Below are 24,638 nucleotides of genomic sequence, written 5' to 3'. Positions count from 1 at the left end.
CTGAATCTTTCAGAGAATCTGTCGGAGCTACGACAGTCCTCTGTGAAACGCGCGCCCCGCCCTGATTTCGGGTGGAGGGGAGCGGTGGCGGGAAAACTCCGGGAGATTTTCCTATATCACAGAATTATAATTTTGCAAGGAATATTCTCTCTCATAGCTTTTGTATGAACTCCTACAAAAAGTCATACTGGGATACTTCTTCATTCGAAATCGCTTTTCCAACTTGTGGGTAAGGTTATGAGTGATAGGATGAGGTCAAACTAAGCTTAAGGGGCCACATGCTCCACACGAACCACGGTTCCATTGCGCATCAGAACTCGGATTTCGAGGTCGGGTTTGGCCCCAGGTTTAAAACGGCTGATCGGTCTTGTGTAAATAAAAGCTTCGATACTGTTCGTTCTAAATTGAACCTGATCCGGGTTTCCTAAAAATTCTTTTACGAAGATTCGATTTTGTCCCTGGAGCGTGTCCTTGATTTCGGAACGAAGCCGAAGATTCTTTTCAATCTCAGGATCCAACGCGGGTTCCACTGCGGTTTGATTTTCAGCTACTCCGGTTTCCGGATTGGTCGTCTGACCGGACCCGAGAAGCTGTTTGAGAACCAGCTTCTCGCATTTCTCTTTGTCTCCAAAGGTTTCCATACAATCCGCAAAGATTTGTTTTGCCGATCCTTTGGGCGGAGGCGGAGTTACGCAGGAAACAAAAAGTCCCGTTCCGAAAAATAAGGTAAGAATGAGCGCCGAGGTTCTCACCTCTTTCTTCTCCGGCTCGTTTTTCTTTCCGTTCCACCGCCGGAGCTCGTGGTTACAGTAACCGTCGACCCATTGGATCGAGAAGAATTCGGATTCCCGCCTTGCAGAGTCGGAAATCCTCCGGTCACTTCCTGACCCACTTTTTTATATTCCTTTTTCTCTTCGGGTAGTTTAGAATTTTCTGTTACTTCAACACGGAACAGAAAGTTGACGACTTCGTTTTTCAGATTTTCGATCGCGACGTCGAACATTCTAAATCCTTGCAGTTTGTATTCCACGAGCGGATTTCTTTCGCTGTAGCCGACGGTCCAGATTCCTTCTCTCAGATGATCCATGGAATAGAGGTGTTCTTTCCAACGGTGATCGAGGATATCCAGGAAAATATTTCTTTCCAAGAGTTTCCAAATGTCTTTTCCGATACTTTCAGTTCTTGTTTCGTAACGTTTTTTAGCGGCGGCGTTGATCGTATCAAAAAGAGCGAGCTGAGGATTTTTGGTTTTTTTGAAATCTTCCTCTTGGATTTTGACGTCGAGATCCAGACCTTCCAACCATTCGTTGAGAGTTTCCAGATTCCAAGCGGAAGGATTACTCCCTTCGCAGTGAGTGACAACTTGGTTCTCGACCGATTCTTCTATAAACCCGAGGATAAGAGGAGCTATGTCTTCGTTTTCAAGGACTTCGTTTCTCATTTTGTAGATCACGATTCTCTGACGATTCATGACGTCGTCGTATTCGAGAAGATGTTTTCTGATGTCGAAGTTATGGCCTTCCACTCGTTTCTGAGCTCTGGCGATCGCGTTACTCACCATCTTACTCTCGATCTCTTGACCTTCCGGCATATTCGCCCATTTCATTAAGCCCGAAATACGATCCGAACCGAAAATTCTCATAAGATCGTCTTGAAGCGATAAGTAGAATCTACTGGAACCCGGATCTCCTTGACGACCCGAACGTCCCCGGAGCTGGTTGTCGATCCGTCTCGCTTCGTGTCTTTCCGTTCCGAGAATATGAAGACCGCCCGCGTTCAAAACTTCTTCGTGATTCTTTTTCCAAATTTGAATCGATTGAAGAATTTCGGAGGCTCGTTTCTGTTTTGCACCCGAGTCCATTTTCTGAGCCAGAGTTTCAGCGTTTTCTAAATCTTGTTTTAAAATGGCTTCCTTAAATTGTCTGACAAGATCGTCTTCGTCCTTCCAGGTTTCGAGGTTTTCTTTGTAGAGTTGAGCCCCACCCAGAACGATATCCGTTCCCCTTCCCGCCATGTTGGTAGCGATGGTGACGGCGCCGGGCTTTCCCGCGTTTGCAACAATCTCGGCTTCTCTTTCGTGAAACTTTGCGTTTAAGACGTTGTGTTGAATTCCGGCGGACGCGAGCATTCGGGAAAGAACCTCGGACTTTTCGATGGAGATCGTTCCCACGAGAACCGGTTGTTTGTTACTCTGAAGATCTCGAATTTCTCCGAGGATCGCGTCGAACTTTTCCTTTTCGGTTCTATAGACCCGATCCGGAAAGTCCTTTCTTTTCACGGTCACGTTAGGCGGAATCACGATCACGTCGAGGTTGTAGATTTTTCTAAACTCTTCGGCTTCGGTGTCGGCGGTCCCCGTCATCCCGGCGAGTTTGTCATACATTCTAAAATAGTTCTGAAACGTGATGGAGGCGAGAGTCTGGGATTCTTTTGCGATCGTCACACCTTCTTTCGCTTCGAGGGATTGGTGAAGACCGTCGGAGTATCTTCTTCCCGCCATCAGACGACCGGTAAACTCGTCCACGATGATGACCTCTCCGCCTTGAACGACGTAATCCACGTCTTTTTGAAAGATCTTGTGCGCCTTGAGAGATTGATGAACGTGGTGAACCAAATCTACGTTTTCGGGAGCGTAGAGATTATCGATCCCGAGGATCTCTTCCACGTGGGAAACTCCTCTTTCCGAAAGAAGCACGTTACGCGCTTTCTCATCCACTTCGAAGTCCTCGCCTACGATCAGCTTAGGAATGATTTTATTGATACGAACGTATTTGTCGGTAGTCTCGTCCGAAGAACCGGAGATGATCAGAGGAGTTCTCGCTTCGTCGATGAGGATCGAGTCCACTTCGTCGACGATCGCGTAAAAATGGGATCTCTGAACCTTGTGATCTCTGTGGGAAACCATGTTGTCTCTGAGATAATCAAATCCGAATTCGTTGTTGGTTCCGTATGTGATGTCCGCGGAATAAGCGATCTTTCTCTGTTCGTGATCCATATCGTGTTGAATCACACCGACGGAAATTCCCAAAAAATCGTAGATCGGTTTCATCCAGTTTGCGTCCCGTTTTGCGAGATAGTCGTTCACCGTGACAACGTGAACTCCAAAACCCGCGAGAGCGTTGAGATAAACCGAAAGAGTGGAAGTTAAGGTTTTTCCCTCTCCCGTTTTCATCTCCGCGATATTACCGCCGTGAAGAGCGATCCCGCCCATCATCTGAACGTCGAAATGCCGCATTCCCATCGTCCGAAGAGAGGCTTCTCTCACCGTAGCGAACGCTTCGGGAAGAATGGAGTCCAGGGATTCTCCCTTTGCCAATCGTTCGCGAAAACGAACCGTCTGAGAAGAAAGTTCCGAATCGCTCATCACTTTCATCTTTTCTTCCAGAGAATTGATCAGTTGAACGATCGGGATGAGTTTTTTTATATCTCTTTCGAATTTGCTTCCAAGGATTACCCGGAGAATGCTTTGAATCATATCAGTTTTCCGTATTACGTTATTGAAATGTTGCTTGTGGAATCTCGGACTTCATAGATCGAGAATTGCGTTGAATATCTTACGTCCTGACGTCTCCATTTGAGACCTCAGGGACTCCGTATCGGGTCCAGGAACCCAACCGGCGGAACTCATAAAATCGGCGTGAACCCCTTTCCAAACGTGGAGCATAGGCGCGGTCACTTCGAGGTGACACTGAATGCCGAAAATTCTATCATGAACCGCAAACATCTGATTGGGATACATCTCGCTTTTTAAAAGATGTTTTCCGTCCTTCGGAATCGAAAAGACGTCCTCGTGAAGATGAAACGCCGGAAAAGAAGGAATACCGTTTAAGACCGGATGGGATTCCTGAATGCTCACATCCGAAAAACCGACCTCGGGCCCCTTCTCACCCACGCTCACTTCTCCGCCTAACGCTTTTGCTATGATCTGGGAACCGAGACAGATTCCGATTACTTTTCGACTGGGCATCAAAGACGCATAACGCACCAAATTGAACCAGGGTTCGAAAAAAGAAAAGAGAGCCGGATCCGCGACGGATTGAGGACCGCCCAACAAAACGATCAGATCAAAGATCAGATGCGCGTCGGGAATAGGTTGGATTCTCGTATCGTAAGCGTTGTGATACGAGATTCTATAATTTCTTTCCTTCAAAGAATCCAAGAGGATTCCCGGACCTTCACAGTCCTTAAAACGAACGATCAAACTTCTCATGAAGATCCGGCCATCCTTTTAAAAAAGAGAACCTTTTGATCCGTGGAAAGTTTTGCCGGATTCGCTTCCTCACTGATCGGTCCGATAAAATTATAATAGAGAACAAAAGGTTTTGTTTTAAAAAGAAGTGTTTCCGGTGTTCCCGTAACGATCGAATTGGATCGACTTACTCGAAACGGCTTTTTCATCAGAAGAATCGGGACTTGGATTCCAAACTTACGAGCCTCTTCTTGCACCAAAGGTTTTGCCTTTGTGAGAAGCTCCTCTTCCGACATCGTCTCCGGATCGTCGAAAAAAAGCGCCGGATCTACCACCATATAAAATTGGATCTTGGGATCCTTTTGTATTTCCCGGTAGAGATAATTGAGAGCCGGAAGTTCTTTGATACAAGGAACACAATTGGGACCATAGACGTTCAGGACCAAACGTGGAGCCGTGACCTCGGAAAGTTTGATTTCTTTTCCATCTAAAGTGACTCCCTGGAAACTTTGAACTCCCAAATTGGGCTGTTCGGAGGGGGCACATTGGAATACCAGAAGGATAAAAAGTATAAAAAGGGCAAATCGGTTCATCAATGCTACATAACTTCCAAACAAAGGGGGAAAGAAAAGGCGGAAATCTGGTTCCGGATTCATGGATAATACCAGAGGAAAGCGTTCGGGCTCTAAATTCAAGGAATAAACCAAGGCCCATAGATAACCTAATCGAACTGAATTTTTCACTGAATCTGTCGGAGTTCCGACGATCCTTCCGTGAAAGTCGCGCGCCCCGCCCTGATTTCGGGTGGTGGGGTGAGGGGGCGGGAAAACTCGGGAAACTTTTCTTTATCAGAAAAATCGAATCTTCGCAAGCAAAAAGCCCAAATGTAGGAACTCTTACAAAATCTCTGATTGAACTCGCGTTGATTCAAATGATGAGTAAGATTCAACGAGGAACAAGTGGGATCTCCCAAAATGCTTTGGCGAAAAAAATAGCGACTTTGTTCATCCTAATGCGACATAATTTTGCGCTTTCCAAAGTTTTTTTTGGAGGTTCCCAAAAAAGAGTTTTCTCTGAAATGAGGACGATAAGGGTTTGACAAGTCCTCTACCCTTGATTTCATGGTATTTTGAACGTCCTTTCGAATCTACCAGGGAATCCGAATGAACCAACTTAATCCTGAATTTGACATTGTAACTCTCATCGAACTCGCCAAACGCAACAAATACGAAAAGGCCGTTGCCGGATTCCACACGTTGGACCGAATCGAAAGATTAGAACTCCCCAAAAAAATCAAAGCCAGAAAATTAGCCGTTCAGGCGATGTACGCCCTTTCCAGCGAAGAAGTTCAATACGGCTATTTCTCAAAAGAAGAAAGAATCGTACTCGATCAAGAAGCAAATATTACAAACGCGTCCTATTCTAAATTCAACGGACTTTTCGAAGCTCCTCAAGCTCCGATCGCAGAAGAAGATACCGAAGAAGATTTTATCCCCGAAGAAGCGCCCCGCCCGATCCTCGATGGTGACGAAGACGAAGATGCTCTGGACTCCGACGAAGATGAGGAGGAAGACGATGAGGAAGAGGAAGAGGAAGACGAGGATGATGATGACGACGAAGACGAGGATGAAGACGAGGAAAAACTCGACGATGACGACGAAGAGGAAGAAGTAGCCGAGAAAAAAGAGGACTAAGAGGTCTTTCGCTTATCTACCGTCTCATTTCCAATCCAAACGGAACCCTGAACTTAGAGGAAACCCAATCGGGTTTCCTTTTTCATTCTAGATTCAACCCGACAACCGAAGGAGAAAGACTCTCCGAACAAATTCCGATTCCCGAATCTCCCAAAGAAACGATCCTCATATTCGGTTTCGGTTTGGGTTATCACGTGGAATCCTATCTCAAAAAAAGGGAAACACCGGTACGACTTCTTATCGTGGAACCGATCTCCTCTCTCAAACCGATCGGCCAAAAATTCTTCCAGAGGCTCTTAGGTTCTTATTCCGAAAAAGGACATCAAATTCGGATGATCTTTGGATTGGATTCTTTTTTAGAACATCCGCTCACCCACTGGCTTTCGGAAGATACAAACAAGGTAGTTCCTTTTCTTCATCCCGTTTATACCCGGAAGTTCCCGGATCTTACCGTGAACTTTTTGGATTCTCTCAAACAGAATTCCCAAACTTCTCAGAATCAAACCGCAAAAGAATACTTTCAAAAAATCTGGACTCGAAACGAGGTCAAAAACGTTTCGAGTATATGCAAGAATTCGAATTCTTCCGGAATCATTTCGGGAGCTAAGAAGAATTTTTTTCAAGACCAGACCTTACTTTTTACCGGCGCGAGCCCTTCTTTGGAACAGGACACGGATTGGATTCTTAAAAACCGAACGCGCTTTCATCTGTTGGCTTCGGACACTTCTCTGGGTTGGCTTTTATATTCGGGAATTCTTCCCGATATGGTCTTGAGTATCGATTCTTCCCGAGGAACGTTATTTCACTTTCGAAACATTCTCCCGCCCGAAGTTCCGATCGTGACTTGGTTTGGAGGTTCTTCGTTTCTTTTCGATCTTCCAAATCCGAAATGGATCTACTTTTCGACCCATCCTTTGGATCAAACGTTACGCACCCTCTTCTTCCCCAAAACTCCGATTCTGGAGAATCCGTCCCTCAATATGGCCGGGATCGCGGTTTCGTTCGCCAAACAACTCTCATACGGAAGAATCATTTTCAAAGGTGTGGACTTTCAGAGAAACGGAGGCCGAACTCACTGTCGTTCCACCGGTTACGAATCCTACGACCTCCCCCAGATCACGCGTAAAAATAGCCTTTTCGGGAGTCGTTTTCAAAAAGCAAATCTATGGGATCGCAGATTCTCGATTTTAGAAATCCTAAAACGGGAAGCTCCGGAACTTTTTCAAACCGATCTCGGATCAGACCTTTCGAAAACCGAAAAAAAAGAAGTTAGTTCGGGTTTGATCCTGGAGAATCCGAATCAAATCCGGATCCAAGAATGGATTCGATTTTGCATCGCACATCCTGAACTAGAGGGAAAGAACTATTTTTCTTCTCGGATCCAAAGGATCGTTTCTCAGTAAGTCCAATTTCCTTTTTTAGTAATTCTTGCGCCGATCGATATAACCTCTTGACATTTCCGGAGAAACCGACGCAATTCTCTTTCTAAAGAGACTTTCCGGTATGGGAACGGGATTATGAATAAAGGTTATATCATTTGTGTCGATGATGAAGTATCGGTATTGGAAACGATCCAACAGCAGCTCCGAAACGAGTTTGGAGAAAGCCACGAAATCGAAACCGCGAGCAGCGCGGAAGAAGGTTTGGCTCTGATGGAAGAGATTCAACAATCCGGATACGTGATCGAAGTGATCATCGCCGATCAGGTAATGCCGGGTATGAAAGGGTCTCAGTTTTTAGAGGAAGTCCATAGAAGACTTCCCGATTCCATCAAGATCATGCTCACGGGTCAGGCCGGCTTGGATTCCGCGATTCACGCGATCAATTACGGGGGACTCAGCCGATATGTGGAGAAACCTTGGAATATCGAAGAACTCACGGGAGACATTCGATTTCTAATCGAAAAATTCCGCCAAAATTTAGAGAACCAACACTTAATCAATGAACTCAACAGAAAAATCCAAGAACTGGAAGAACAAAATTCCAAACTCCAAAAATAATTCGAAAAAGACCGTTCGAAAACTCGTGAAATACATTCCATTTTTTGCAACTATTCTTCTGATTTGTTTTGCGAATCGGGCCGCCTTCTCCGCTCCTCAATCCAAACCCGCAAAACAACTTTCCGAGGAACAAATCCTAAAAAAGAAGGACATCCTACTTCAAGTTTTGAAGTTCGGAACCACAAAGGAAAGGGCGATGGCCCTTCGGGAATTGGAAGACTTTCCTCCCGAACATTCCGGAGTTTTGATCGAACAGCTCGGGAAAATTTTGGAAAAAGATCCTGACTGGATGATGAAGGTCTATGGAATACGGACCGTTTCCGAACTCAAACTTTCGCAATTTAGCGATCACATTCTAAAACTTTTAAAAAGCGAACAACCCGACATTCAAAGAGAATCGATCTACGCTACGAAAAAACTCAAACTTGAAAAAGCGGCTCCGATTCTTTTTGAGATTCTAAAAACTCAGGACTTTACAAAAAATTCAAATCTCACCGTCGGAGTTTTAGACGCCCTCGGAGAATTTCCCCCCAGGGACGAGGCGACCACGTTTCTTCTCGCGAGGTTGAACGAAAATTTCAATGATCCTGAAATCCGCGCGCAGATCGCCCTCTTCTTTGGAAAGAATAAGGATAAAAAAGCGGAAGGCGCTCTTCTGGAGATCTACAAGGACTCAAAAGAACCGATCACTCTAAGAAGTTTTTCCGTAAGCGCTCTCGGTAAAATGAAATCCGTCTCCTCCATGCCTACGATCAAAGAAGAATTGGATAAGATCCGAAACATCAAAAGTAAGAACGAAGTCAAAGACTATCAGCCTCTGAAGATCCATTCGATCACGGCTCTTGTTTCCATGGGAGACAAAGACATATTAGAAGAATTGTATGCTTATGCGAGAGACGACGATCCGGTCGTAAGACTCAGAGCGATCAAACATCTGACCGATACAGGCGATATGTCGGTTTTGGAAATTTTAGAATACAAGGCTCAGAGAGATCCTAGCGAAAAAGTTAAAAAGGCCGCGAAGATAGCCATTGAAAAATTAAAAAAGGGAGAATCCGGAAACGATCTCGATTTGAAAGATTCCGATTCTCCCAAATACAAAGCGGGAAACAGGGAAAGACCGATTCGATCGGGAGATCCTTCTCCGATTCCCGGGACTTCCAATCCCCCTTCTTCCGAAAGTCCGCCCTCTTCCGGAGGCGCTTCTCCGGGAGGAAAAGGAGAAACCGAAGAATTAGAGGACGGGATTTGAATTCTCGTTTTCCGAACGTAAAAAAGGGGATCGTTTTGATCCTCTTTTTTGTTTGTATTTACGGCGACGTCTCCGCCCAAGAAGTGCACAGAGCCGCCGCGACGTATCGAAGTTCGATTTCCTTCGAGGAAAAAAGAATCGCGGACATTAAGGAATCCTTAACCGCCGAATCGCCTAACTTCCCAGAGACGATCAAGTTATTCTTCCAGGAACTCAAGGGGAACTACGCGGTTTTTTACGATTGGAACGGAGAAACCGTATATTACAGATATAGAATCAATAAGTTCGACAAGTCGCGAGCAAGAATGGTTCGAAAACTCGCGGAAGGCGCGGCGTACGAAGTAAAGGGAAGATGGGAAGGAATGATCGTATATCAGGTTTCCACGATTCCGCTTTTTAAAAGGGCCGCTGAAGTCACCTTAGAAGACAAAAAAGGAAGATTCTCGATTCCGGTTTTTGACTTGGAGAATTTTCGGGAACTTGCTCTGGATGAAATCATCTATTAAGAAAATTCTAATACGAAATTCTAAAAAGAAGAACCCTTTCGTTTTTTCGATTCTGATTTGTTTCTTTTTTCAGTTTCACTTCGTGTCACTGTATGCCTTAGATCCGTTGGATCCGAACCTCGCCTATTACCCTCCCTCTTCTCCTTTTGTCCTCAACCTTTTGAAAATTCGATTTCCGGAAAAAACGGAAGTAAAAACCGACGGAAACGGAAATCACTGGAAGGCAATTCCCACTCATGGAAGGGCTTGGATGTTGATTCTTCGGGAATGGGAAGGCCCTTTTCGGGAAGAATCCTTGATAACTCTCTTAAAAGAATTGTTCCCAAATTCGAAAGAATTCTCAGTTCCGAAACTCGGAGGAATGACCGCCGTTGGAGCCGAAAGAAAGGAAATCGTTTCCGGAAATCCGCTTACGATCCGTTACTTTCTCTTCCGGAAACAAGAAAAAATTGTCTCCGTATATCTCGCTTTCGATTCTGAAAACAAAACGATCTCGGATTTTTTCGATTTACCCAAAAACTTTCTCGAACCGATTTCCAAAGATTCTTTTTAAATCCTCGCAAAAGAAATTCACTGGAAGAATGAGACTTCCCAAAAAAATTGGAATCACTCCGAGCCTATAGCTCAGTTGGTTCAAGCAGCGGACTCATAATCTGCGGGTCGAAGGTTCAAGGAAACTCAGCGGATGCCTCTCTAAACTCAAATCTTGCTCCCTATGGGTCGCAAGATAGATCGGCATCCATCTTCTGGGCCCAAGAAAGTAAAACTTCCCTCTACTTAAAAATCCAAATCGCTGAATGTAACTTCTTGTAGAAATTCACTTGAAGAATCAGACTTCTCAGAAAAATTGGAATCACTCCGGGCCTATAGCTCAGTTGGTTAGAGCGGCAGACTCATAATCTGCGGGTCGAAGGTTCAGAAAAACTCAGCGGATGCCTCTCTATGGATCGGCATCCATCTTCTGGGCCCAAGAAAGTAAAGCTTCCCTCTACTTATATTCAAATCGCCGAATGTAACTTCTTGTAGAAATTCACTTGAAGAATGAGACTTCTCTGAAAAATTGGATTTACTCCGGGCCTATAGCTCAGTTGGTTAGAGCGGCAGACTCATAATCTGCGGGTCGAAGGTTCAAGTCCTTCTGGGCCCAAGAGTAGTCCCCTTCTTTTTCAAGAATAAAAATCCCTAAACAAACTAATCTCCCAGAAGGACTTGAAGCTTTTTCGTGAGAGCGTTTGCAGCGATCCATAGAGAGCGTCGCAAATGCGACTCGAGCCATGATGGCGAAGAGCACGAAAAAGACGCCGTGGAGCCGAGTTTTCCAGGATGGAAAACTGCGTAACGGCAAGTCAAAATTCTTCAAAAAGTTTGGGACTTGTAAGCCTCAGGCAAACGAAAATCTTTTTCTTGCGAAGAAGAACTTCGAGTTCGTCTCCCGAGTTGCTTACTGAATTTCGCTGTCGGAGTTCCGACAACTGTGGGAGATAATTTCGAGTTGAAGAATGATTCTTTTTCTGATAAAGAAAACTCGTCCCATTTTTTCCCACGAGCCCGCCTCCTCCACCCAACAAGCATAACCTTACCCACAAGTTAAAAAAACGATTTCGAATGAAGAAGGATCCCAGTATGACTTTTTGTAGGAGTTCCTACAAAAGCTCTGAGAGAGAATATTCCTTGCAAAGTTTTAATCCTGTGATATAGGAAAATCGCCGGGAGTCTTCCGCCTCCCGCCCCTCCACCCAAAATTTCAGGGCGGGGATTTCGTTTCACGGAGAACTGTCGTTGTTACGACAAATTCTTTTAAAGATTCAGTCCACTTTGTGGGTAAGGTTATAACCCAACGAGGGTGGGGCCGCCGTTTCACACGGCTGAAGTGGGATGTACGACATTCTGCGTGAATAAAAAAAACAAGATCTTCTTCAAAAAATGAATTCCCCATCCTATTATAGAAAAGGTGAAACGCTTGAGAGAAAAATTCAAATTAGGAACCGTCATTGCAAAGAGAGAATTGGATCTCTCTCAGGGAAAAACGAAACAAAAGGTAATTGTTAAAATCGGAAAACCGAAACCTTCCGAAGACAAAAAAATGGATTGGTACTGTCCGTTTCAAATCCAAGGTTTAGGCCTCGACGAAATCAAAGTATCCTTTGGAATCGATTCGATCCAAGCCCTTCAATTGGCGATGGAGATGATCGGTTCCATCCTCCGACTTCACTATCAAAGAATCAATCCTGGAAAGCTTACCTGGCTCAACGAAGAAAATCTCGGCTTTCCCCTTCCTGAGACACCTGAGATGTTTCTAAAAAAAGAAATTGCCTGGAAAAAACTTCTCCAAAGAAAAAAGAGGAATTTGAAAAAATAAATCTTTACGATTCCTTTTCGTTCTGGATCGAAACTCTTAAACACCGCCTATCCTGAATTTCGGAGCAATTTTTTCTCCAACCACCAAACGGAATTATTGAATGTGGAAGGAACCGATTCTTATTTCCTTTTAAAAAATTTCTCTTATCAAATACCAAGAACCTTCAATCTCACAAAAAATAACTTCGTTTAACAATCCTGCGTGAGCGGTTCGGAAAGCGCGAAGCGTCTCGCAGAGACGAGCGCGAATGCGCGAGCTTGGAGAGACGCGACCCGGCGGCGTTTCCTATTTTCAAAAAAATAGGAACCAAGAGAAAATGGATACGCCGTCCGGGGCACGCCCGAAATTTTTTTCCGGATCCGTATATGATAGTTTTATTCAATTTTAGAAAATATTAAAGCGACTTTCTTTCTCCTTCCGAAATCTCATTGAAACTCAGACGCAGAATTTTCGCAGGTAACAATTTGAACCCGCATATTTTAACAAAATATTTCCCTTAAAAAAGATCCAAAAAGGTTTAAATCCAGGTTGGCAGTGGAGATTTTGCCCGCGATTCTGGCTCCAGTATGGCTGAACTCTTGGAAAAAAAACCTGCCGCTCGTAAGAGAAGAGGGAAAAGCGGACTTAACGTTTCTCCCGACGATATTTTTATTTTCCCCGTCCCGGATTATACCTATAAGTTTTTAGAAAAGGTCTGGTCCGCGTTCGTGAATAAGATCGTCGCGCTTACTTTCACAAACAACCAACCGATGTTCAACTACGCGGTCTTTGAGGCGATCCAAGATAAGAATCTAAAGATCGTAAGTTCCGCGACCCATTTCAAAATGAAGGAAATCGCGACCCGAATCGGACTCAAAGATATTCAAGAATTTATTAACCGCGCCCTTCCCGTTTCGATCCAAGACCAGGATAACCTCTCCGCGAATTTTATTCGGGAAGCGATCATCGCCGTGGAAACCAAAAAACGCCCCGAAGTGGTTTTTAGCAGTTTGAAGGACGAGAAGATTCACCCGAATCTCAGACATCTTCTTTCAGGAACTATGAACTATGCGGCGGGAATTCCGCTCTTTGTAAAAGGAAATCCGATCGGAATGATCTGGGGAATCCGCCGAGACAGAATGACGGACGAACAGAGAGAAGAAGTCCGAGAACAACTCAGTTCTCTCTACGACGTAGTCGACTTTGTCGTCGCAAGAGAGATGGACAACAAAGCCGATCCTTATATCGCAAAGAAGAACATCGAAAAAGCGGATCTTCATTCCTATGCGAAACATCTCTACTACACGAGAACTTCGGGTCAGGTTCATCCCGTTACTTCGATCATCTTCGACTGTCATACTTACAACTGTTCCTATCGTCTGGATGCGAGTTATATCATTCCGTCCAGCAACGGTTTTTCGGTGAGTCTCAAACGGTTTGAACCGGAAAAGACGAACGACACCGGAAAAATTCTTCTTTTGATCCCCGGCTTTTTTTGCAGAAGATCCGTCATGGACAAGGTGGCGAGAGAGATGGCCCTCAAATACGGCTATCGTGTTTTCTCCATGGACATGCGCGGACGTTCCAGACAAACGCTTCCCTACAACGGAATCAAAGAAGGTTGGACGATCGACGATTTCATCCAAGAGGATTTTCCCGCCGTCCTCAATTGGATCCGAGAAAGTTTTCCCAAAGAAAAGATCGTAGTAATGGGACACAGTATGGGAGGAATGATTCCTCGTTACTACGCTTCTGCGTACGAAACATTTGTCGCAAAATATCCTCAGACCAAGGTTCCTCTTCCGGATCCGAAGGATGCGATCTCCGGAATCATCTCGGTCACTTCGCCGAACTTCGTCTCCGTAGGGACTAACATCCCCGGAATGAACGCGATCAAAACGGGACTCAGCCTTCTTCCCACAAAATCGATTTCCGATTTTATCTTTGATCTCACTACATTCTCCCTTCAATCCACACTTCCGACCGTGGACCTAAATAAGTTTTTTAAATTTCTCTTGGGACTTCATTCTTCTTTGAGAACGGTTTCTTTCGAACTCAGCACCAAGGTTGTAAACCTCCGAGACTTCGTCGGTTACAGACAAATCTCTCCTCCGGAATGGTATTTTCTCATCGAAGATATTTTTTGCGAAGAATCCACAAAAGTAATTCTGCAATTCATTCGTTCTCAGTTGAGCAAGGACCACGCTTTTTTTTCCTTTGACGGATCGATCAACTACACCGAATTGCAGAAAAACTTCGAACTTCCGATCTACTCGGTTTTAGGAACTTTGGACAAAATCGTTCCCGTGGATTCCGTGGAAGAAGAATTGAGGGCCCTTCCTTCCAAAAACAATCAAATCGTAAAATTCGATCAGGGACATTTGGGAATTCTATTTCATATGCCTACGGTTCGAGAAATGTGCTCCGGCTTTCACGATTGGATTCAGAAACTGGATTAAATTCTGCGGGAAAGCATTTGACACCAAAGGTTTGCAAAGATAGCCTCCAAAGGGAATGGATCTCGTAGAAGCAAAAATTTCAGACATTTCCCTGACCAACGTTGGGTTCGCGGTTTTTTTAAAAACGAAGGACGATTCCGATTCCAGAGTGGTTCCTATTTTTATCGGTCCCTTGGAAACACATTCGATCACTTCCGTTTTGGACGGGACCAAACCTCCGAGACCCATGACTCACGATCTGATGACAGTTCTCCTCACGACTCTGAACGTAAGCATCGTTAAAATTTCGATCGAAGAAATCATAGACAATACGTTTTACGCAAAGATCACGCTCCGAAAAGACGAGGACGTGATCATCTTAGACGCAAGACCGAGCGACTCCATCGCCCTCGCCCTCCGCGCAAACGCTCCGATCTATCTCGCAAAAAAAGTAATCGAAGAAGCGGGAATCGAAATGAAAGACGAAGAAATTCCCGGAGAATCCATCGCCAGAGAAAAGATTTCCCAGCTCCCGAAAACTCAGCTCGAAATTCTTCAAGAATCCTTAAACAACGCACTCAAAACCGAGGATTACGAAAGCGCGGCGAGAATCCGAGACCAGATCAAAAAGCTGATCGAAAATTCATAATTTACTCGAAAGAATAGAAATAGATCAATACAATCGGTGCAGACTTCGAAAGAAAAATCGATCGAATTCGTTTTTTGAATTCCGATGGAGAGGAGAATTAGATTGGAAAAATTACTGATGGACATACTCAACGCGGGAATCGCGTTGTTTCAAAACGGGGAAGGAAGAATCAAACAATCCTTAGCCGAGTTGGATAAAATCTACCAAGAACTCAGGGAAAAAGGGGAAGCGAACCAAAGTTTCAAAGCGAATCAGGTTCGTGAACTTCTCAACAAAACCGTTCAGGACGCCGCCGATATTCTTTCGAAAGGCGGAGAAGGAAGACAAGAAGCCCTTGCAAAACTTCAGGAGAATTTCATCCGTCTTTCCGCAGAAATCGAATCTTCCATTCCCGAACAATTCAAGGCCGCGGCGAGAACCACTCTGGACGAACTCAAACAGCTCTTGAGTAGAAAACAATAACTTCCCTTTTTTTGAAAATGTTGAGACAAGGCGGATGGCTTGAAAGACTATTGTTATCAGGCCATTCTTCCTAAGCATGAATAAACTATCCTTCGTACTCTTTTTTACAGTCTTTATCGACATGATGGGATTTTCGGTGATCTTTCCCATCTTTCCGGAAACTCTCAAAATCTTCCTCGCAAAATCGGGCGACCCGGTCCTCGATAAATTCACCGACCTTACCAGAATTCTTATGGAAGCTTCGGGAGGAGACTGGTCCTTATTCGTTGCGCTCTTCGGTGGAATCGTTGCGAGCCTTTACTCTCTTTTACAATTTGCATTTGCGCCGATCTGGGGAAGAATTTCGGATCGAGTCGGTAGAAAGCCGATTCTTGTTTTTACAAGTCTTGGTAGTTTTTTTGGATACGCGGTTTGGCTTTTTTCCGGAAGTTTTTCCCTTTTTGTTTTTTCCAGAGTGATCACCGGTATGATGGGCGGAAATATTTCCGTGGCTTCCGCTGCAATGGCGGACATCACGAGCGAAAAAGATCGTGCCAAAGGAATGGGCCTTATCGGAGCCGGAGTGGGTTTGGGTTTTATCGCCGGACCTCCCATCGGAGGACTTTTTGCAAAAGTGGACTTGAGCTTTTTAGAACTCCAATTTCCCGAAATCACCCTCACCGCTTTCCCCGCTTCCGCGCTCGCAGCAACCTTTGTCGCCTTTCTCAATCTTATGATGATTCTTTTCTGGTTCCGGGAAACCCTGCAAGCGGATCCAAATGCGGTTTCTCATAAAAAAACACATCCGATTTTGGGAGTGTTCACATCCAAAAATAGAGAAGTGGTTTTGTATTCGCTTCTCTACTTTATCTTCGTTTTCGCTTTTTCAGGATTTGAATTCTCCATCAATTTTTATCTGAGTCAATTTTTGAATTATTCTCCGAGCGAGATCGGTTTTACTTTTGTTTATATCGGTTTGATCATAGTTTTGATACAGGGCGGGGTTTTTAGAAGACTTTCCGGAAAGGTAAAGGAAACCCGTCTTGTGAGAGCGGGTTCCATCTCACTTTTGTTAGGATTTGCCCTTCTCTACTTTGTATCCAATTCTTATCAGCTTTTTATTGCTCTGACTTTTTTAGCCTCGGGAAGCGCTCTTTTACACCCTTCCTTTTCCACGTTAGTCTCTTTGGTTTCTGGAAAAGAAGAACAAGGAACGAATCTAGGAATGTTTCGAAGTCTCGCGTCCTTGGGGAGAGGACTCGCTCCTTTCGCGTTTTGTCTGATTTATTTTAGCAAAGGCCCGGCGATTTCTTTTTTAACATCGGGAATCATCTGTTTTGGATTTCTGCTTCTGATCTGGAAATTAAAACAACCCGTCCACGCGCATTCACACACAAGCGAGTAAAATTTTTTCATAGAATCCTTCGTTTTCTTTCGAACAACACCGAATGGATTTTGAATCCGCAAATTATCTAATTCTTTTTTGAAGAATCAAAATCGATTTCATTTTACCGATTTATGGAATTTGAGTCGTTATGGGGCGAAATTGTCGAGTTTTCAAATTTAAGTAAGAATCAAATGTCCAGACATTTTTCCGAAAAGAAATCGGCGAACGTCCAGGCAAGCCATTCAAAACCGATCGATACGATGACTGAACATTTGCACGTATGCAGATGCAGGCGATGTTTGCAAAGAAAACCGATTCTTCAAAAAGAATCTTAAAGAATCGTTTTTAAAGCGGCGCTCAATCGTTCAAAGTGAAGCGTCTCATCCAACTTACTTCCGTTCTCGAGTCTTAGGAGAAACGTGTCTCGAACCGAACCGGAATCGGTCACGGCTTTGAAAGAAAGAATATCGATTCCATACAAAAAGAGAAGCTGAGACACTTCGAAAATGATCCCGGGACGATCCTTCATTCTCAAATCCATCACGGTACAATCGCTCCCGTGAGAATTGAATAAGAAAAGTTCGATCTGTGATCTTTCCTTGTTCTTCAGATATTCGGCTTTCTCCGGAAATTTTTCGAGATAGTTAAGAACCGAAACTCCCTGAAAAAACATCTCCTTCAAATCGGAATGGATGATCTGGAGCATCTCGTCCGTCATCGGAAGATTTTCCACATTCTTGATGATAAAGATATCGCTGATATAACCGTCCTGGGAAGTTTCGGCCACAGCTTCTTCGATGGTCCAACCCCTTACAAAAAGAGCGGCGGTAACACGATAGATAATTCCGATCTCGTTATTGGAAATGTTTACCTTGAGGGCATAGGATCCGTCTCTCGGAATACAAGAGATATGAATGGAAGACTCTGTAGTTGTTTGAATCATAACGGTTTCCTCAGGCGCATTCTGTTTATTTCTAAAGCAATCTTCTCTTAAATCGTATATTCAAGAGGCGGAAAAAATTTCGGTTTCGATTTCGGAATGCAGAACTAAAACTAAAATTTTCCCCAGATTCGGAGTAGAACCTCCTCGAAAGTGTTTGAGAACCGCAAAAAAATCCTTTTTTATGAAGAATCCGGATTCTTTTCAAAAAAAAGGAAAAATTCTCTTCTTTCCCTTCGATAGGTTCTATAGAAAAGAATGCAAAAAACGTGCCGTAGAAATTAAAGAGCGAATTTCACACCCACATTTGCGGAATAAAATTTCTCGGAAACGACTCCTTCCACAAGAAGTTTGAAAACTGCAAGATTGAGTTCCACACCGCCGATCAAATAGTTCACCGAATCCTTAGCTTTTGCCTCTCCAGAGGTTCGAATGGAAAGTGTCCCCGTGGAGGATGCGGAATATCCTTTTAAGAATTCAAGGGGTAAACCGGCAGCCGCCGCTTCCAAGGTCAGGGTCAAAGGTCCGGAAACAAGGAGGTTCAAATTCGAACTTCCCGTATTCTGGCTGATTCCCGCTCCTCCAAAGATGGTGAGAAAATAAAAAAGTCGAACTCCGGTCCGAATGTCGATCGGAAGAGACTGCGATTTCGCTCTGTAATCCATACTAAAGTCGGCGTCCCAACGTCCGCTAGCGGGGCCAAAAGAAACCTTAGGAATGGAGGTTGGAGAATAGCCCATCGAAAGTTCCTCGGTTTTGTTGTGAAATCCGAGTCCTAAGCTGAGTCCCGTAAAACCGAAAAAGTCTAAACGAGTATAACGTTCTTTTAAAAGTTGAAACCGAACCGTTGCTCCAAAGGAATTAAAGTTCCCCGCAAGTTTAAAATCCTCCGCAGCGGAAGCATTCGCAGTTCGCAGATCGCCCTGTCCCAAACTCCCCTGAAATCCGTGAACATAGATATTGATTCTATGCAGAAAACTTCTCTTTTCTTCTTCCTGATCGGAAGGTCCGTTCATCGTCAACCATCCTAAATTGACTCCCGCCATAAAGGAAGGACTGATCGAAGCCCCTCCGTTCGGAAGATTCGGAAGGTTGATTCCCGCGTATTGAATCTGAATGTCCTCGTTCTTAATTCCTGCGGCGGAAATTCCCGCGCCCACTTGGAATCGATTGATGGTTCCCGGCCCCATCATCGAAGAGTTGATATTGGTTAAAAGTGCCGAATCGGCCATCGACTTGACGACTTCATTGAGGTATTTTGTCCGAACCTCGTTTTCCAAGCCGTTGAACTGAGATGTGATACTTACAGGAATTACGCTGCAAGCCTGTCCCGTACAAGTCACTTGTGAGAAAAGAGAACCCGCCGGAACCAGTCCGGCAATGGATAGAATTAAAATTGGAAGTATTCTTCCTAAAACTGATTTGCGGCAGGTATTCATTTTTATCCCGTTTTATTCGACGGGAACTTTTGGAAATTAATTTCAGAGACCTAGGCTTCTTCCTATAATCTCCTTCATGATTTCCGTTGTTCCCGCGTAAATTGTCTGGATCCTTGCGTCCAGATACGCTCTGGCGATCGGATACTCCATCATATATCCATAACCGCCGAAAAACTGCAAACATTCATCCGTGTGACGTTTTTGCATCTCGGTCGAATACCATTTTACCATCGAGGCTTGTGCGGTATCCGATTTTCCGGCCATGGTTTCCAAAGTAACCTTATCGGCAAAAGCCCGGCACATCTCCAGTTCCGTCGCCATCTCAGCCATCTTAAACTTAATGTGCTGAAAGGAGCCGATCTTTTTACCGAACGCTTGTCTTTCTTTGATGTATTGAAGGGTCATTTTCTGAACGAGGGCTGTAGCTTCCACGGCGGCGAGTCCAAGGACTAAACGCTCCGTAGCCAACTTCTGCATCAAATATCGAAAACCTTGTCCTTGTTTGCCGATCAGATTTTCCTTCGGAACGATTACATCATTGTAATAGAGTTCGGAAGTATCCTGGGCCTTTAAACCAATTTTTTCGAGTCTTCTTCCTCTTTCAAAGCCGTTCATTCCCTCTTCCACCATCAGAAGGGACATCGCGCCACTATCATGTTTAACAGCCGTGATCACTAAATTTGCCAACTGTCCGTTGGAAATAAATGTTTTTTGACCGTTTACTACGAAATGATCGCTCTTTTCTATAGCTGTGGTTCGGATACTTTTGAGGTCGGAACCCGCTCCGGGTTCGGTCATAGCGATGGCAAGAATGCTGTCCCCCGACGCACAACCGGGCAGCCAACGCGCTTTTTGTTCGTCGTTTGCGTAAGTCGAAATATAAGGAGCGATTACGTCGTTGTGTAAGGAAATAAAAAAACCGCTATTCCCAACTTTTGCGGATTCCTCTATTATGATTACATTGTATAGAAAATCGGCGTCGGATCCACCGTATTCAACGGGGATGTTCGGACAAAGCAGACCGCTCGCACCGGCTTTTTTCCAAACTTCTTTTGGAACGATTCCTGCTTTTTCCCAGGATTCGTGATGCGGAGCGACTTCAGTTTCAAAAAACTTTTTCACCATTTCACGGAAGGCTTCGTGTTCTTCCGTAAATTGTAGGACTCTTTCCATTCTAATCTCCCTAACGTCTACGAATAGACTGTGTTCATTCTCATGTAAACGCCGGGATTCTTCTTTACGTAATCGATCAGGTCATTCTGCTGAATGGAGTAAAGTTCGGTATCTACTTCAGCTCGAAATGTATAATTCGAAACAAAATTTTTGGAGATATTATAAATTTCTCCAACGAAGTCCCCGTCGGTAAGTTCGGCCAATAAATTGGCGTTCTGATAGACGTTTACTTTTCCATTTCGAATGATATAGGCATCACCGTAAAATTCTTTTTCTTTCACAAGTATTGAACCTGCGTTCACTTTATGCAAGGTCATGATCAGTTCCAACTGCGTTATCTGGTGACTGGTCAGTCCTCGAAAGTGTCTGGATTCTGCAAGCGCCTTCCAGGAATTAGAATCCCGAATTTCGTTCAGACGTGTTAGGTTGTTCTTTAAGTCCGAATTTCGGATAAACTGTAAAAACTTATTTTTTTCGATCGTCAGGGCGAGGACGTCGGTTTCCGCGTACACATCCGCGGCTCTCGGAAGATCCAACACGAGGGAAGCCTCTCCAAAGTATTCGTAGGTTCCGTATCTTTTGACGGGAACTCCTTCCGAGCCGTCTTGGTTGAGTCCTTCAAATTTTACGTTTCCGGAGGCGATGATATAAAACTTATCACCGGGGGTTCCTTTGCGGATGATATGATCTCCGCGTTTGTATCTTTCTTCATTGACGATGAGTAAGAATTCTTTCGCCTTTTCGATCGGGAATCCGTGAAAGATATCGATCTGAGTCATCACGTCCAAAAGGTTGTAGGCTTCGATATGTTTCGGAGGTGTGATTTCCGGATACAGGGTATTTTCGATTCCAAAACGGGCGAGTTTGAGTTTGGTGCCGCTCGGCATATCCTTTCTTGCGATATGATAGACCGTGATCTTTTCCTGAATCTCTTCCGGAAGAGAAGCAAGATAACTCACTCGTGTGTGCAACGGGGGAATCCCCGCTTCGTGATAGATGATCCTTCGATCCCAGGGAAATTCCTTAAAAAACTTCCATCTGGATTCTGGAAGAATTCCCTGAGCATACATCTTATCGTGAATTTCCGGTTCGTTTAAATGATCGGAAGTGTACATAAAGGATTGGTCTTGAAAGAAAAATTCGAAACCGACCGAAGGAATCGAATGAAGCGCATAATGAAAACTGAATTCTCCGCCGTTGATCATCGTAGCTTTTCCGATGATGATCGGTTGGAAGTGAAAGAGTTCCTGCAATTCCTTTTTCGGAATTTTCGTAAGCGCGGAATACTTTCGTAAAAAACTGTCCATCACGGTTTCGGTCGCGTGAATCGTGATTTTATTTTCTTCTAAGATTTTTTGAAAGGTGCCCGCGTCATGATCGGCGTGGCAATGAGTCAGGATGACGTGGTTGATGAGTTTCGGATTTACGTTCGACTGGCGTAACCACTCCGTAGAATTCACCGGAGGATCCACCATAATTCCTTGGTGATTGAGCCAAATGATAAACCCCGATGTATTGTCCTCGGGATCGAATCCGTGAGAAGGTCCGAGACAAGTGATTCCTATGATCGGGGCTTGAAAGGGTTCGGTCGGTCTTTCTCCGATGTCATATTTGATATTGAATCCGACTTCTCCCGGAACTTCGATCTTTCGATCTCCGTCTTCGATGAGAAAGTCTCCGGATTCTAATTTTACGATCGCTACGTCTCCGAAGTGAACCGAGTTTTCCGAATCGAACACTTTGAAGTCGACTACATCGTCGAGTCCTTTGTATCCTCGAAAGTAAGCCATCTCGGCTTTCATATCGGGAAAGCCGAAAGATTCTTCTCCGTTTAAGAATTCACTCTTTAAGTTGATATTCTCAGGCCCCATCAAGGATTCTTTGAGTACGGTGATGAGCTGTTTTCTCTGTTCTTCCGTACAAACGATGAAGGTTTTTTTTTGTCTGAGAAAGAAATTATAATAAATCGGGAATTCGAGTTCGGCGGTACTGATTCCCTTTTCTACGTGAAAGAATTTGTTCGGAAGAATAAAGACCAATGGGGATTTTTTTTCAAACCCCATCGTATCTTTGATCGTTTCCGGCGGAGAGCCGATTTGAAGGTATCCCTCGGTGGTATCGATAAGATACCCTCCTCTAGGCAATTCCGTATAACCTTTGTATGTTTCTTTCAGCATAAGTTGTGAGAGGAAAAAGAATTATTTATGTCTTTCGATAAAATTCTTAATTTGCGCTTTTGGAAGAGCTCCGATCACTTTGTCCACCAATTGTCCGTCTTTGTAAAGGAGCAACGTCGGGATAGAAGAAATTCCTAAGCTCTGAGCCGTATCTTGATTATCGTCCACGTTGAGTTTTTTGATCTTCACCACACCGGACATTTCTCCTGAGAGTTCTTCCAATACGGGTCCAACCATTCTACAAGGGCCACACCATTCTGCCCAACAATCCACGAGGACGAGTCCCCCGGATGTTTCCGTCTTAAAATTTGAATCGTTGACTTCTGCCAATGCCATCTTTGATTCAGTCTCCTTTTTTCCTATAATATATATCAGACTCGTTCGGTCTATTTTTTCTTTTTCTTTTTCTCTTTATCCGCTTCTAATGATTCGACTTTCTCTTTTAAGGATTCGATCAATGTTTTTGTTTTTTCGAGATCCTCGGTCGCGTCCCCGGTTGTCTGGAGAATCTTTCGGTTTACTTCGAGCATACCGATGGATTTTTTGAGATCCCCGACGTCCTGGGTGGAAAGATCAAACTTAGCCCTGTATTCCTGAGCGGCGTAGTTACAAAGTTCTAAGACCAAATTATAGTGTTCCTGGCGGATGTAATAGTTCGGATTTTCCAAATCTCGTTCCTTTTCGAAGGCACGAAAGTCAAAAAGATTTTTACAAAGGACTCCGATTTTGAAATGAATTTCGGGAAAACTCCATTTCCATTTGCTGTTTGTCCCAAACGCTTCGATCGTTTTGTTTGTTACTTGACGAATCGCTTTTATAAAATTCAGCCTTTGGACCGGAGTAAATTCCGGGATTTTGGCAAGAAGGTCTTTGTTTTCGGCGAGCCCGGATTCGTAGTCCACTCCCACGATCTTCTCCATATAAGAGATCGCGTTGTAGACTTCCTTTCGGCCCGTGTTTAAATAGGTATCACTTTTGATGTCTAAGATCGCCACACTCAAGTCGTTGACCAAAAGACAGGTGTTGATCGTTTTGATCGCATTGATCGAAAGAGCGACTTGATAGTAAGGTTCGAGCCTTGGATCTTTTCTCAACTGAGACTTGAAAAGATTACTTTCTTTTTTTAGATCGTCTAAGTAGACTTTGAAGTCCGTCAGCTTTTCCGCGAATTCCTGTTTTTGCTCTTTGGTTAATGCCATACTAAAATCAGTCTTTTTCCAAACCTGGTATATTTAAAGTATCGGTAACTTCCAAAGTTCAAAGAATACAACCGCCAGGAAACGGCCCATTTTCAAAGAATTTTGCACGGTTTCTTTCGGAAACAAATTCGGATTCTTTTCTCAAAAAACGAAGACGATTCAAACCTCGACGTTTACAAAACTTCCCGTAGAAGCAATCGGATCGGAAACCACGATTCCTTCCTGTTTTTCGGGCGCTCCTTGGCTGATCACATTCTGAGAAGAAGACGAATTTTGAATCGAAGGAAGCTCGGAGAGAGAAGCGCTTGAGGACGGACCGATCGAAGATAATTCCATAAAGTCAGCTTTATCAGGAATTCCCAAAAAAGAAAACCTTTTCCGTTGGCTTTTGAAAAGGAAGAAATGGATTTTTTGAGCCCGCTTGGACGAATTACTAACTATTTGACAGATAAGGGTCCGACCTAAAAAGTCCAATTATCGGACTTTCCAAAGTCTAAAAATCCGGCTTTCGGATGTATGGCTTTCAAGGGCCAATTTTTGAGGTATTACTATGTTTGCACCACTGGCAGTCTTCGGATCACTTGGATGGACTGAAATTCTTCTGATTCTTTTTATAGCGCTTTTACTCTTCGGAGGAAAGAGACTTCCTTCTCTCGCAAAAGATCTTGGGGATGGAATCCGTTCGTTTCGTAAATCCTTAACGGGAGAATCGGATGAGCCTTCTCAGCAAATCAGCGAAGAGCAAACTCCCAAAGAAGAAGTTCAGGCGAAAACTTCCAAGTCCAAAAAATCGAAATCTGCCTGACCATCCGCGGA

Annotated in this window: 23 protein-coding genes, 2 tRNA genes and 1 pseudogene; 15 read left to right on the top strand and 11 right to left on the bottom strand. The window is 44.1% G+C overall.

The genetic code is table 11. From position 1 onward, the window contains the following. Positions 1-266: 266 nt before the first annotated feature. Genes JWG44_RS18035 through JWG44_RS18020 form a run of 4 tightly spaced genes read right to left on the bottom strand, consistent with a single transcriptional unit; the run spans position 267 to position 4,845 of the window. Positions 267-734 (bottom strand): hypothetical protein, encoded by a 468-nt coding sequence (locus JWG44_RS18035; RefSeq protein ID WP_205276438.1) that lies wholly within the window; start codon positions 732-734, stop codon positions 267-269. Between the two features lie 14 nt (positions 735-748). Continuing rightward, the gene (gene secA / locus JWG44_RS18030) at positions 749-3,475 is read right to left on the bottom strand and encodes a preprotein translocase subunit SecA (RefSeq protein ID WP_205276375.1); all 2,727 of its coding nucleotides are present in this window, start codon (positions 3,473-3,475) and stop codon (positions 749-751) included. Between the two features lie 51 nt (positions 3,476-3,526). Continuing rightward, positions 3,527-4,210 (bottom strand): type 1 glutamine amidotransferase, encoded by a 684-nt coding sequence (locus JWG44_RS18025; protein ID WP_205276374.1) that lies wholly within the window; start codon positions 4,208-4,210, stop codon positions 3,527-3,529. Beyond that, the gene (locus JWG44_RS18020) at positions 4,207-4,845 is read right to left on the bottom strand and encodes a TlpA family protein disulfide reductase (protein WP_205276373.1); all 639 of its coding nucleotides are present in this window, start codon (positions 4,843-4,845) and stop codon (positions 4,207-4,209) included. Before JWG44_RS18020 ends, JWG44_RS18025 begins: the two co-directional genes overlap by 4 nt. 439 nt (positions 4,846-5,284) lie before the next feature. Here JWG44_RS18020 and JWG44_RS18015 point away from each other — a divergent pair. The 14 genes and pseudogenes from JWG44_RS18015 to JWG44_RS17950 all read left to right on the top strand — a co-directional run bounded on the left by JWG44_RS18015 (position 5,285) and on the right by JWG44_RS17950 (position 17,229). After that, a pseudogene (locus tag JWG44_RS18015) lies at positions 5,285-5,883 on the top strand (DNA primase). A 182-nt stretch (positions 5,884-6,065) separates the two neighbouring features. Further along, on the top strand, positions 6,066-7,286 hold the full coding sequence (locus tag JWG44_RS18010) for a 6-hydroxymethylpterin diphosphokinase MptE-like protein (RefSeq protein ID WP_232371714.1): 1,221 nt from the start codon (positions 6,066-6,068) through the stop codon (positions 7,284-7,286). A gap of 114 nt (positions 7,287-7,400) precedes the next feature. Further along, entirely contained in the window at positions 7,401-7,883 is a 483-nt protein-coding gene (locus JWG44_RS18005; protein ID WP_205276371.1) for a response regulator, read from the top strand. Further along, on the top strand, positions 7,825-9,135 hold the full coding sequence (locus tag JWG44_RS18000) for a HEAT repeat domain-containing protein (RefSeq protein WP_205276370.1): 1,311 nt from the start codon (positions 7,825-7,827) through the stop codon (positions 9,133-9,135). The genes JWG44_RS18005 and JWG44_RS18000 overlap by 59 nt, the downstream gene beginning before the upstream one ends. Before the next feature lie 29 nt (positions 9,136-9,164). Then, positions 9,165-9,641, top strand: a complete 477-nt coding sequence (locus JWG44_RS17995; protein WP_332460807.1) for an LIC_11959 family protein — start codon at positions 9,165-9,167, stop codon at positions 9,639-9,641. Beyond that, positions 9,625-10,194 carry an acyltransferase gene (locus tag JWG44_RS17990; RefSeq protein ID WP_205276368.1) on the top strand — a complete coding sequence of 190 codons (570 nt, stop codon included), beginning with the start codon at positions 9,625-9,627 and terminating at the stop codon, positions 10,192-10,194. The genes JWG44_RS17995 and JWG44_RS17990 overlap by 17 nt, the downstream gene beginning before the upstream one ends. Before the next feature lie 307 nt (positions 10,195-10,501). Beyond that, positions 10,502-10,611: transfer RNA gene (locus tag JWG44_RS17985), tRNA-Met, on the top strand. A 103-nt stretch (positions 10,612-10,714) separates the two neighbouring features. Continuing rightward, a tRNA-Ile gene (locus tag JWG44_RS17980) sits at positions 10,715-10,788 on the top strand. A gap of 804 nt (positions 10,789-11,592) precedes the next feature. Further along, positions 11,593-12,000: a DUF6968 family protein gene (locus JWG44_RS17975; RefSeq protein WP_332460803.1), complete on the top strand. Its 408-nt coding sequence runs from the start codon at positions 11,593-11,595 to the stop codon at positions 11,998-12,000. Positions 12,001-12,566: 566 nt separating this feature from the next. After that, positions 12,567-14,438 carry an alpha/beta hydrolase gene (locus JWG44_RS17970; RefSeq protein WP_205276367.1) on the top strand — a complete coding sequence of 624 codons (1,872 nt, stop codon included), beginning with the start codon at positions 12,567-12,569 and terminating at the stop codon, positions 14,436-14,438. Positions 14,439-14,493: 55 nt separating this feature from the next. Next, the gene (locus tag JWG44_RS17965) at positions 14,494-15,066 is read left to right on the top strand and encodes a bifunctional nuclease family protein (protein WP_118968341.1); all 573 of its coding nucleotides are present in this window, start codon (positions 14,494-14,496) and stop codon (positions 15,064-15,066) included. Positions 15,067-15,168: 102 nt separating this feature from the next. Beyond that, positions 15,169-15,528, top strand: a complete 360-nt coding sequence (locus JWG44_RS17960) for a phasin-related domain-containing protein (protein ID WP_408612014.1) — start codon at positions 15,169-15,171, stop codon at positions 15,526-15,528. Positions 15,529-15,604: 76 nt separating this feature from the next. Continuing rightward, positions 15,605-16,912 carry an MFS transporter gene (locus JWG44_RS17955; RefSeq protein WP_205276366.1) on the top strand — a complete coding sequence of 436 codons (1,308 nt, stop codon included), beginning with the start codon at positions 15,605-15,607 and terminating at the stop codon, positions 16,910-16,912. Positions 16,913-17,085: 173 nt separating this feature from the next. Beyond that, positions 17,086-17,229 (top strand): hypothetical protein, encoded by a 144-nt coding sequence (locus JWG44_RS17950; protein ID WP_205276365.1) that lies wholly within the window; start codon positions 17,086-17,088, stop codon positions 17,227-17,229. Here JWG44_RS17950 and JWG44_RS17945 read toward each other — a convergent pair. The 7 genes from JWG44_RS17945 to JWG44_RS17915 all read right to left on the bottom strand — a co-directional run bounded on the left by JWG44_RS17945 (position 17,226) and on the right by JWG44_RS17915 (position 24,185). After that, positions 17,226-17,837 (bottom strand): hypothetical protein, encoded by a 612-nt coding sequence (locus JWG44_RS17945; protein ID WP_205276364.1) that lies wholly within the window; start codon positions 17,835-17,837, stop codon positions 17,226-17,228. The two genes, JWG44_RS17950 and JWG44_RS17945, sit on opposite strands and share 4 nt — an antisense overlap. Positions 17,838-18,115: 278 nt before the next feature. Next, positions 18,116-19,273 carry an Lsa36 family surface (lipo)protein gene (locus tag JWG44_RS17940; protein ID WP_205276363.1) on the bottom strand — a complete coding sequence of 386 codons (1,158 nt, stop codon included), beginning with the start codon at positions 19,271-19,273 and terminating at the stop codon, positions 18,116-18,118. A 42-nt stretch (positions 19,274-19,315) separates the two neighbouring features. Further along, positions 19,316-20,446 (bottom strand): acyl-CoA dehydrogenase family protein, encoded by a 1,131-nt coding sequence (locus JWG44_RS17935; protein WP_205276362.1) that lies wholly within the window; start codon positions 20,444-20,446, stop codon positions 19,316-19,318. A gap of 17 nt (positions 20,447-20,463) precedes the next feature. Continuing rightward, on the bottom strand, positions 20,464-22,623 hold the full coding sequence (locus JWG44_RS17930; RefSeq protein WP_205276361.1) for a cAMP/cGMP-dependent 3',5'-cyclic-AMP/GMP phosphodiesterase: 2,160 nt from the start codon (positions 22,621-22,623) through the stop codon (positions 20,464-20,466). A 21-nt stretch (positions 22,624-22,644) separates the two neighbouring features. Then, positions 22,645-22,959 (bottom strand): thioredoxin, encoded by a 315-nt coding sequence (gene trxA / locus JWG44_RS17925; protein ID WP_100783939.1) that lies wholly within the window; start codon positions 22,957-22,959, stop codon positions 22,645-22,647. Between the two features lie 50 nt (positions 22,960-23,009). Continuing rightward, on the bottom strand, positions 23,010-23,822 hold the full coding sequence (locus JWG44_RS17920; protein ID WP_205276360.1) for a hypothetical protein: 813 nt from the start codon (positions 23,820-23,822) through the stop codon (positions 23,010-23,012). 159 nt (positions 23,823-23,981) lie between these two features. Further along, complete coding sequence (locus JWG44_RS17915; protein ID WP_205276359.1) at positions 23,982-24,185, bottom strand: hypothetical protein; 204 nt, start codon at positions 24,183-24,185, stop codon at positions 23,982-23,984. A gap of 187 nt (positions 24,186-24,372) precedes the next feature. Between JWG44_RS17915 and JWG44_RS17910 the strand changes: the two genes are divergently transcribed. Next, a complete protein-coding gene (locus tag JWG44_RS17910; RefSeq protein ID WP_205276358.1) occupies positions 24,373-24,627 on the top strand; it encodes a Sec-independent protein translocase subunit TatA/TatB in 255 nt (84 codons plus the stop codon). Positions 24,628-24,638: the final 11 nt, after the last annotated feature.

It is taken from the genome of Leptospira ainazelensis, assembly GCF_016918785.1.
Lineage (GTDB): Bacteria > Spirochaetota > Leptospiria > Leptospirales > Leptospiraceae > Leptospira > Leptospira ainazelensis.
The sequence above is the reverse complement of the archived record's forward strand: the minus strand, read 5'-3'. Positions and strand labels throughout refer to the sequence as shown.

Bases quoted from the DNA above. Each gene is read 5' to 3' on its own strand.
- JWG44_RS17910 (WP_205276358.1), top strand. From the start codon at position 24,373: ATGTTTGCACCACTGGCAGTCTTCGGATCACTTGGATGGACTGAAATT.
- JWG44_RS18005 (WP_205276371.1), top strand. From the start codon at position 7,401: ATGAATAAAGGTTATATCATTTGTGTCGATGATGAAGTATCGGTATTG.
- JWG44_RS18025 (WP_205276374.1), bottom strand. From the start codon at position 4,210: ATGAGAAGTTTGATCGTTCGTTTTAAGGACTGTGAAGGTCCGGGAATC.
- JWG44_RS17935 (WP_205276362.1), bottom strand. From the start codon at position 20,446: ATGGAAAGAGTCCTACAATTTACGGAAGAACACGAAGCCTTCCGTGAA.
- JWG44_RS17950 (WP_205276365.1), top strand. From the start codon at position 17,086: ATGTCCAGACATTTTTCCGAAAAGAAATCGGCGAACGTCCAGGCAAGC.
- JWG44_RS17945 (WP_205276364.1), bottom strand. From the start codon at position 17,837: ATGATTCAAACAACTACAGAGTCTTCCATTCATATCTCTTGTATTCCG.
- JWG44_RS17955 (WP_205276366.1), top strand. From the start codon at position 15,605: ATGAATAAACTATCCTTCGTACTCTTTTTTACAGTCTTTATCGACATG.
- JWG44_RS17940 (WP_205276363.1), bottom strand. From the start codon at position 19,273: ATGAATACCTGCCGCAAATCAGTTTTAGGAAGAATACTTCCAATTTTA.
- trxA (WP_100783939.1), bottom strand. From the start codon at position 22,959: ATGGCATTGGCAGAAGTCAACGATTCAAATTTTAAGACGGAAACATCC.
- JWG44_RS18020 (WP_205276373.1), bottom strand. From the start codon at position 4,845: ATGAATCCGGAACCAGATTTCCGCCTTTTCTTTCCCCCTTTGTTTGGA.
- secA (WP_205276375.1), bottom strand. From the start codon at position 3,475: ATGATTCAAAGCATTCTCCGGGTAATCCTTGGAAGCAAATTCGAAAGA.
- JWG44_RS18000 (WP_205276370.1), top strand. From the start codon at position 7,825: ATGAACTCAACAGAAAAATCCAAGAACTGGAAGAACAAAATTCCAAAC.
- JWG44_RS17970 (WP_205276367.1), top strand. From the start codon at position 12,567: ATGGCTGAACTCTTGGAAAAAAAACCTGCCGCTCGTAAGAGAAGAGGG.
- JWG44_RS17965 (WP_118968341.1), top strand. From the start codon at position 14,494: ATGGATCTCGTAGAAGCAAAAATTTCAGACATTTCCCTGACCAACGTT.
- JWG44_RS17990 (WP_205276368.1), top strand. From the start codon at position 9,625: ATGAAATCATCTATTAAGAAAATTCTAATACGAAATTCTAAAAAGAAG.
- JWG44_RS17930 (WP_205276361.1), bottom strand. From the start codon at position 22,623: ATGCTGAAAGAAACATACAAAGGTTATACGGAATTGCCTAGAGGAGGG.
- JWG44_RS17920 (WP_205276360.1), bottom strand. From the start codon at position 23,822: ATGGCATTAACCAAAGAGCAAAAACAGGAATTCGCGGAAAAGCTGACG.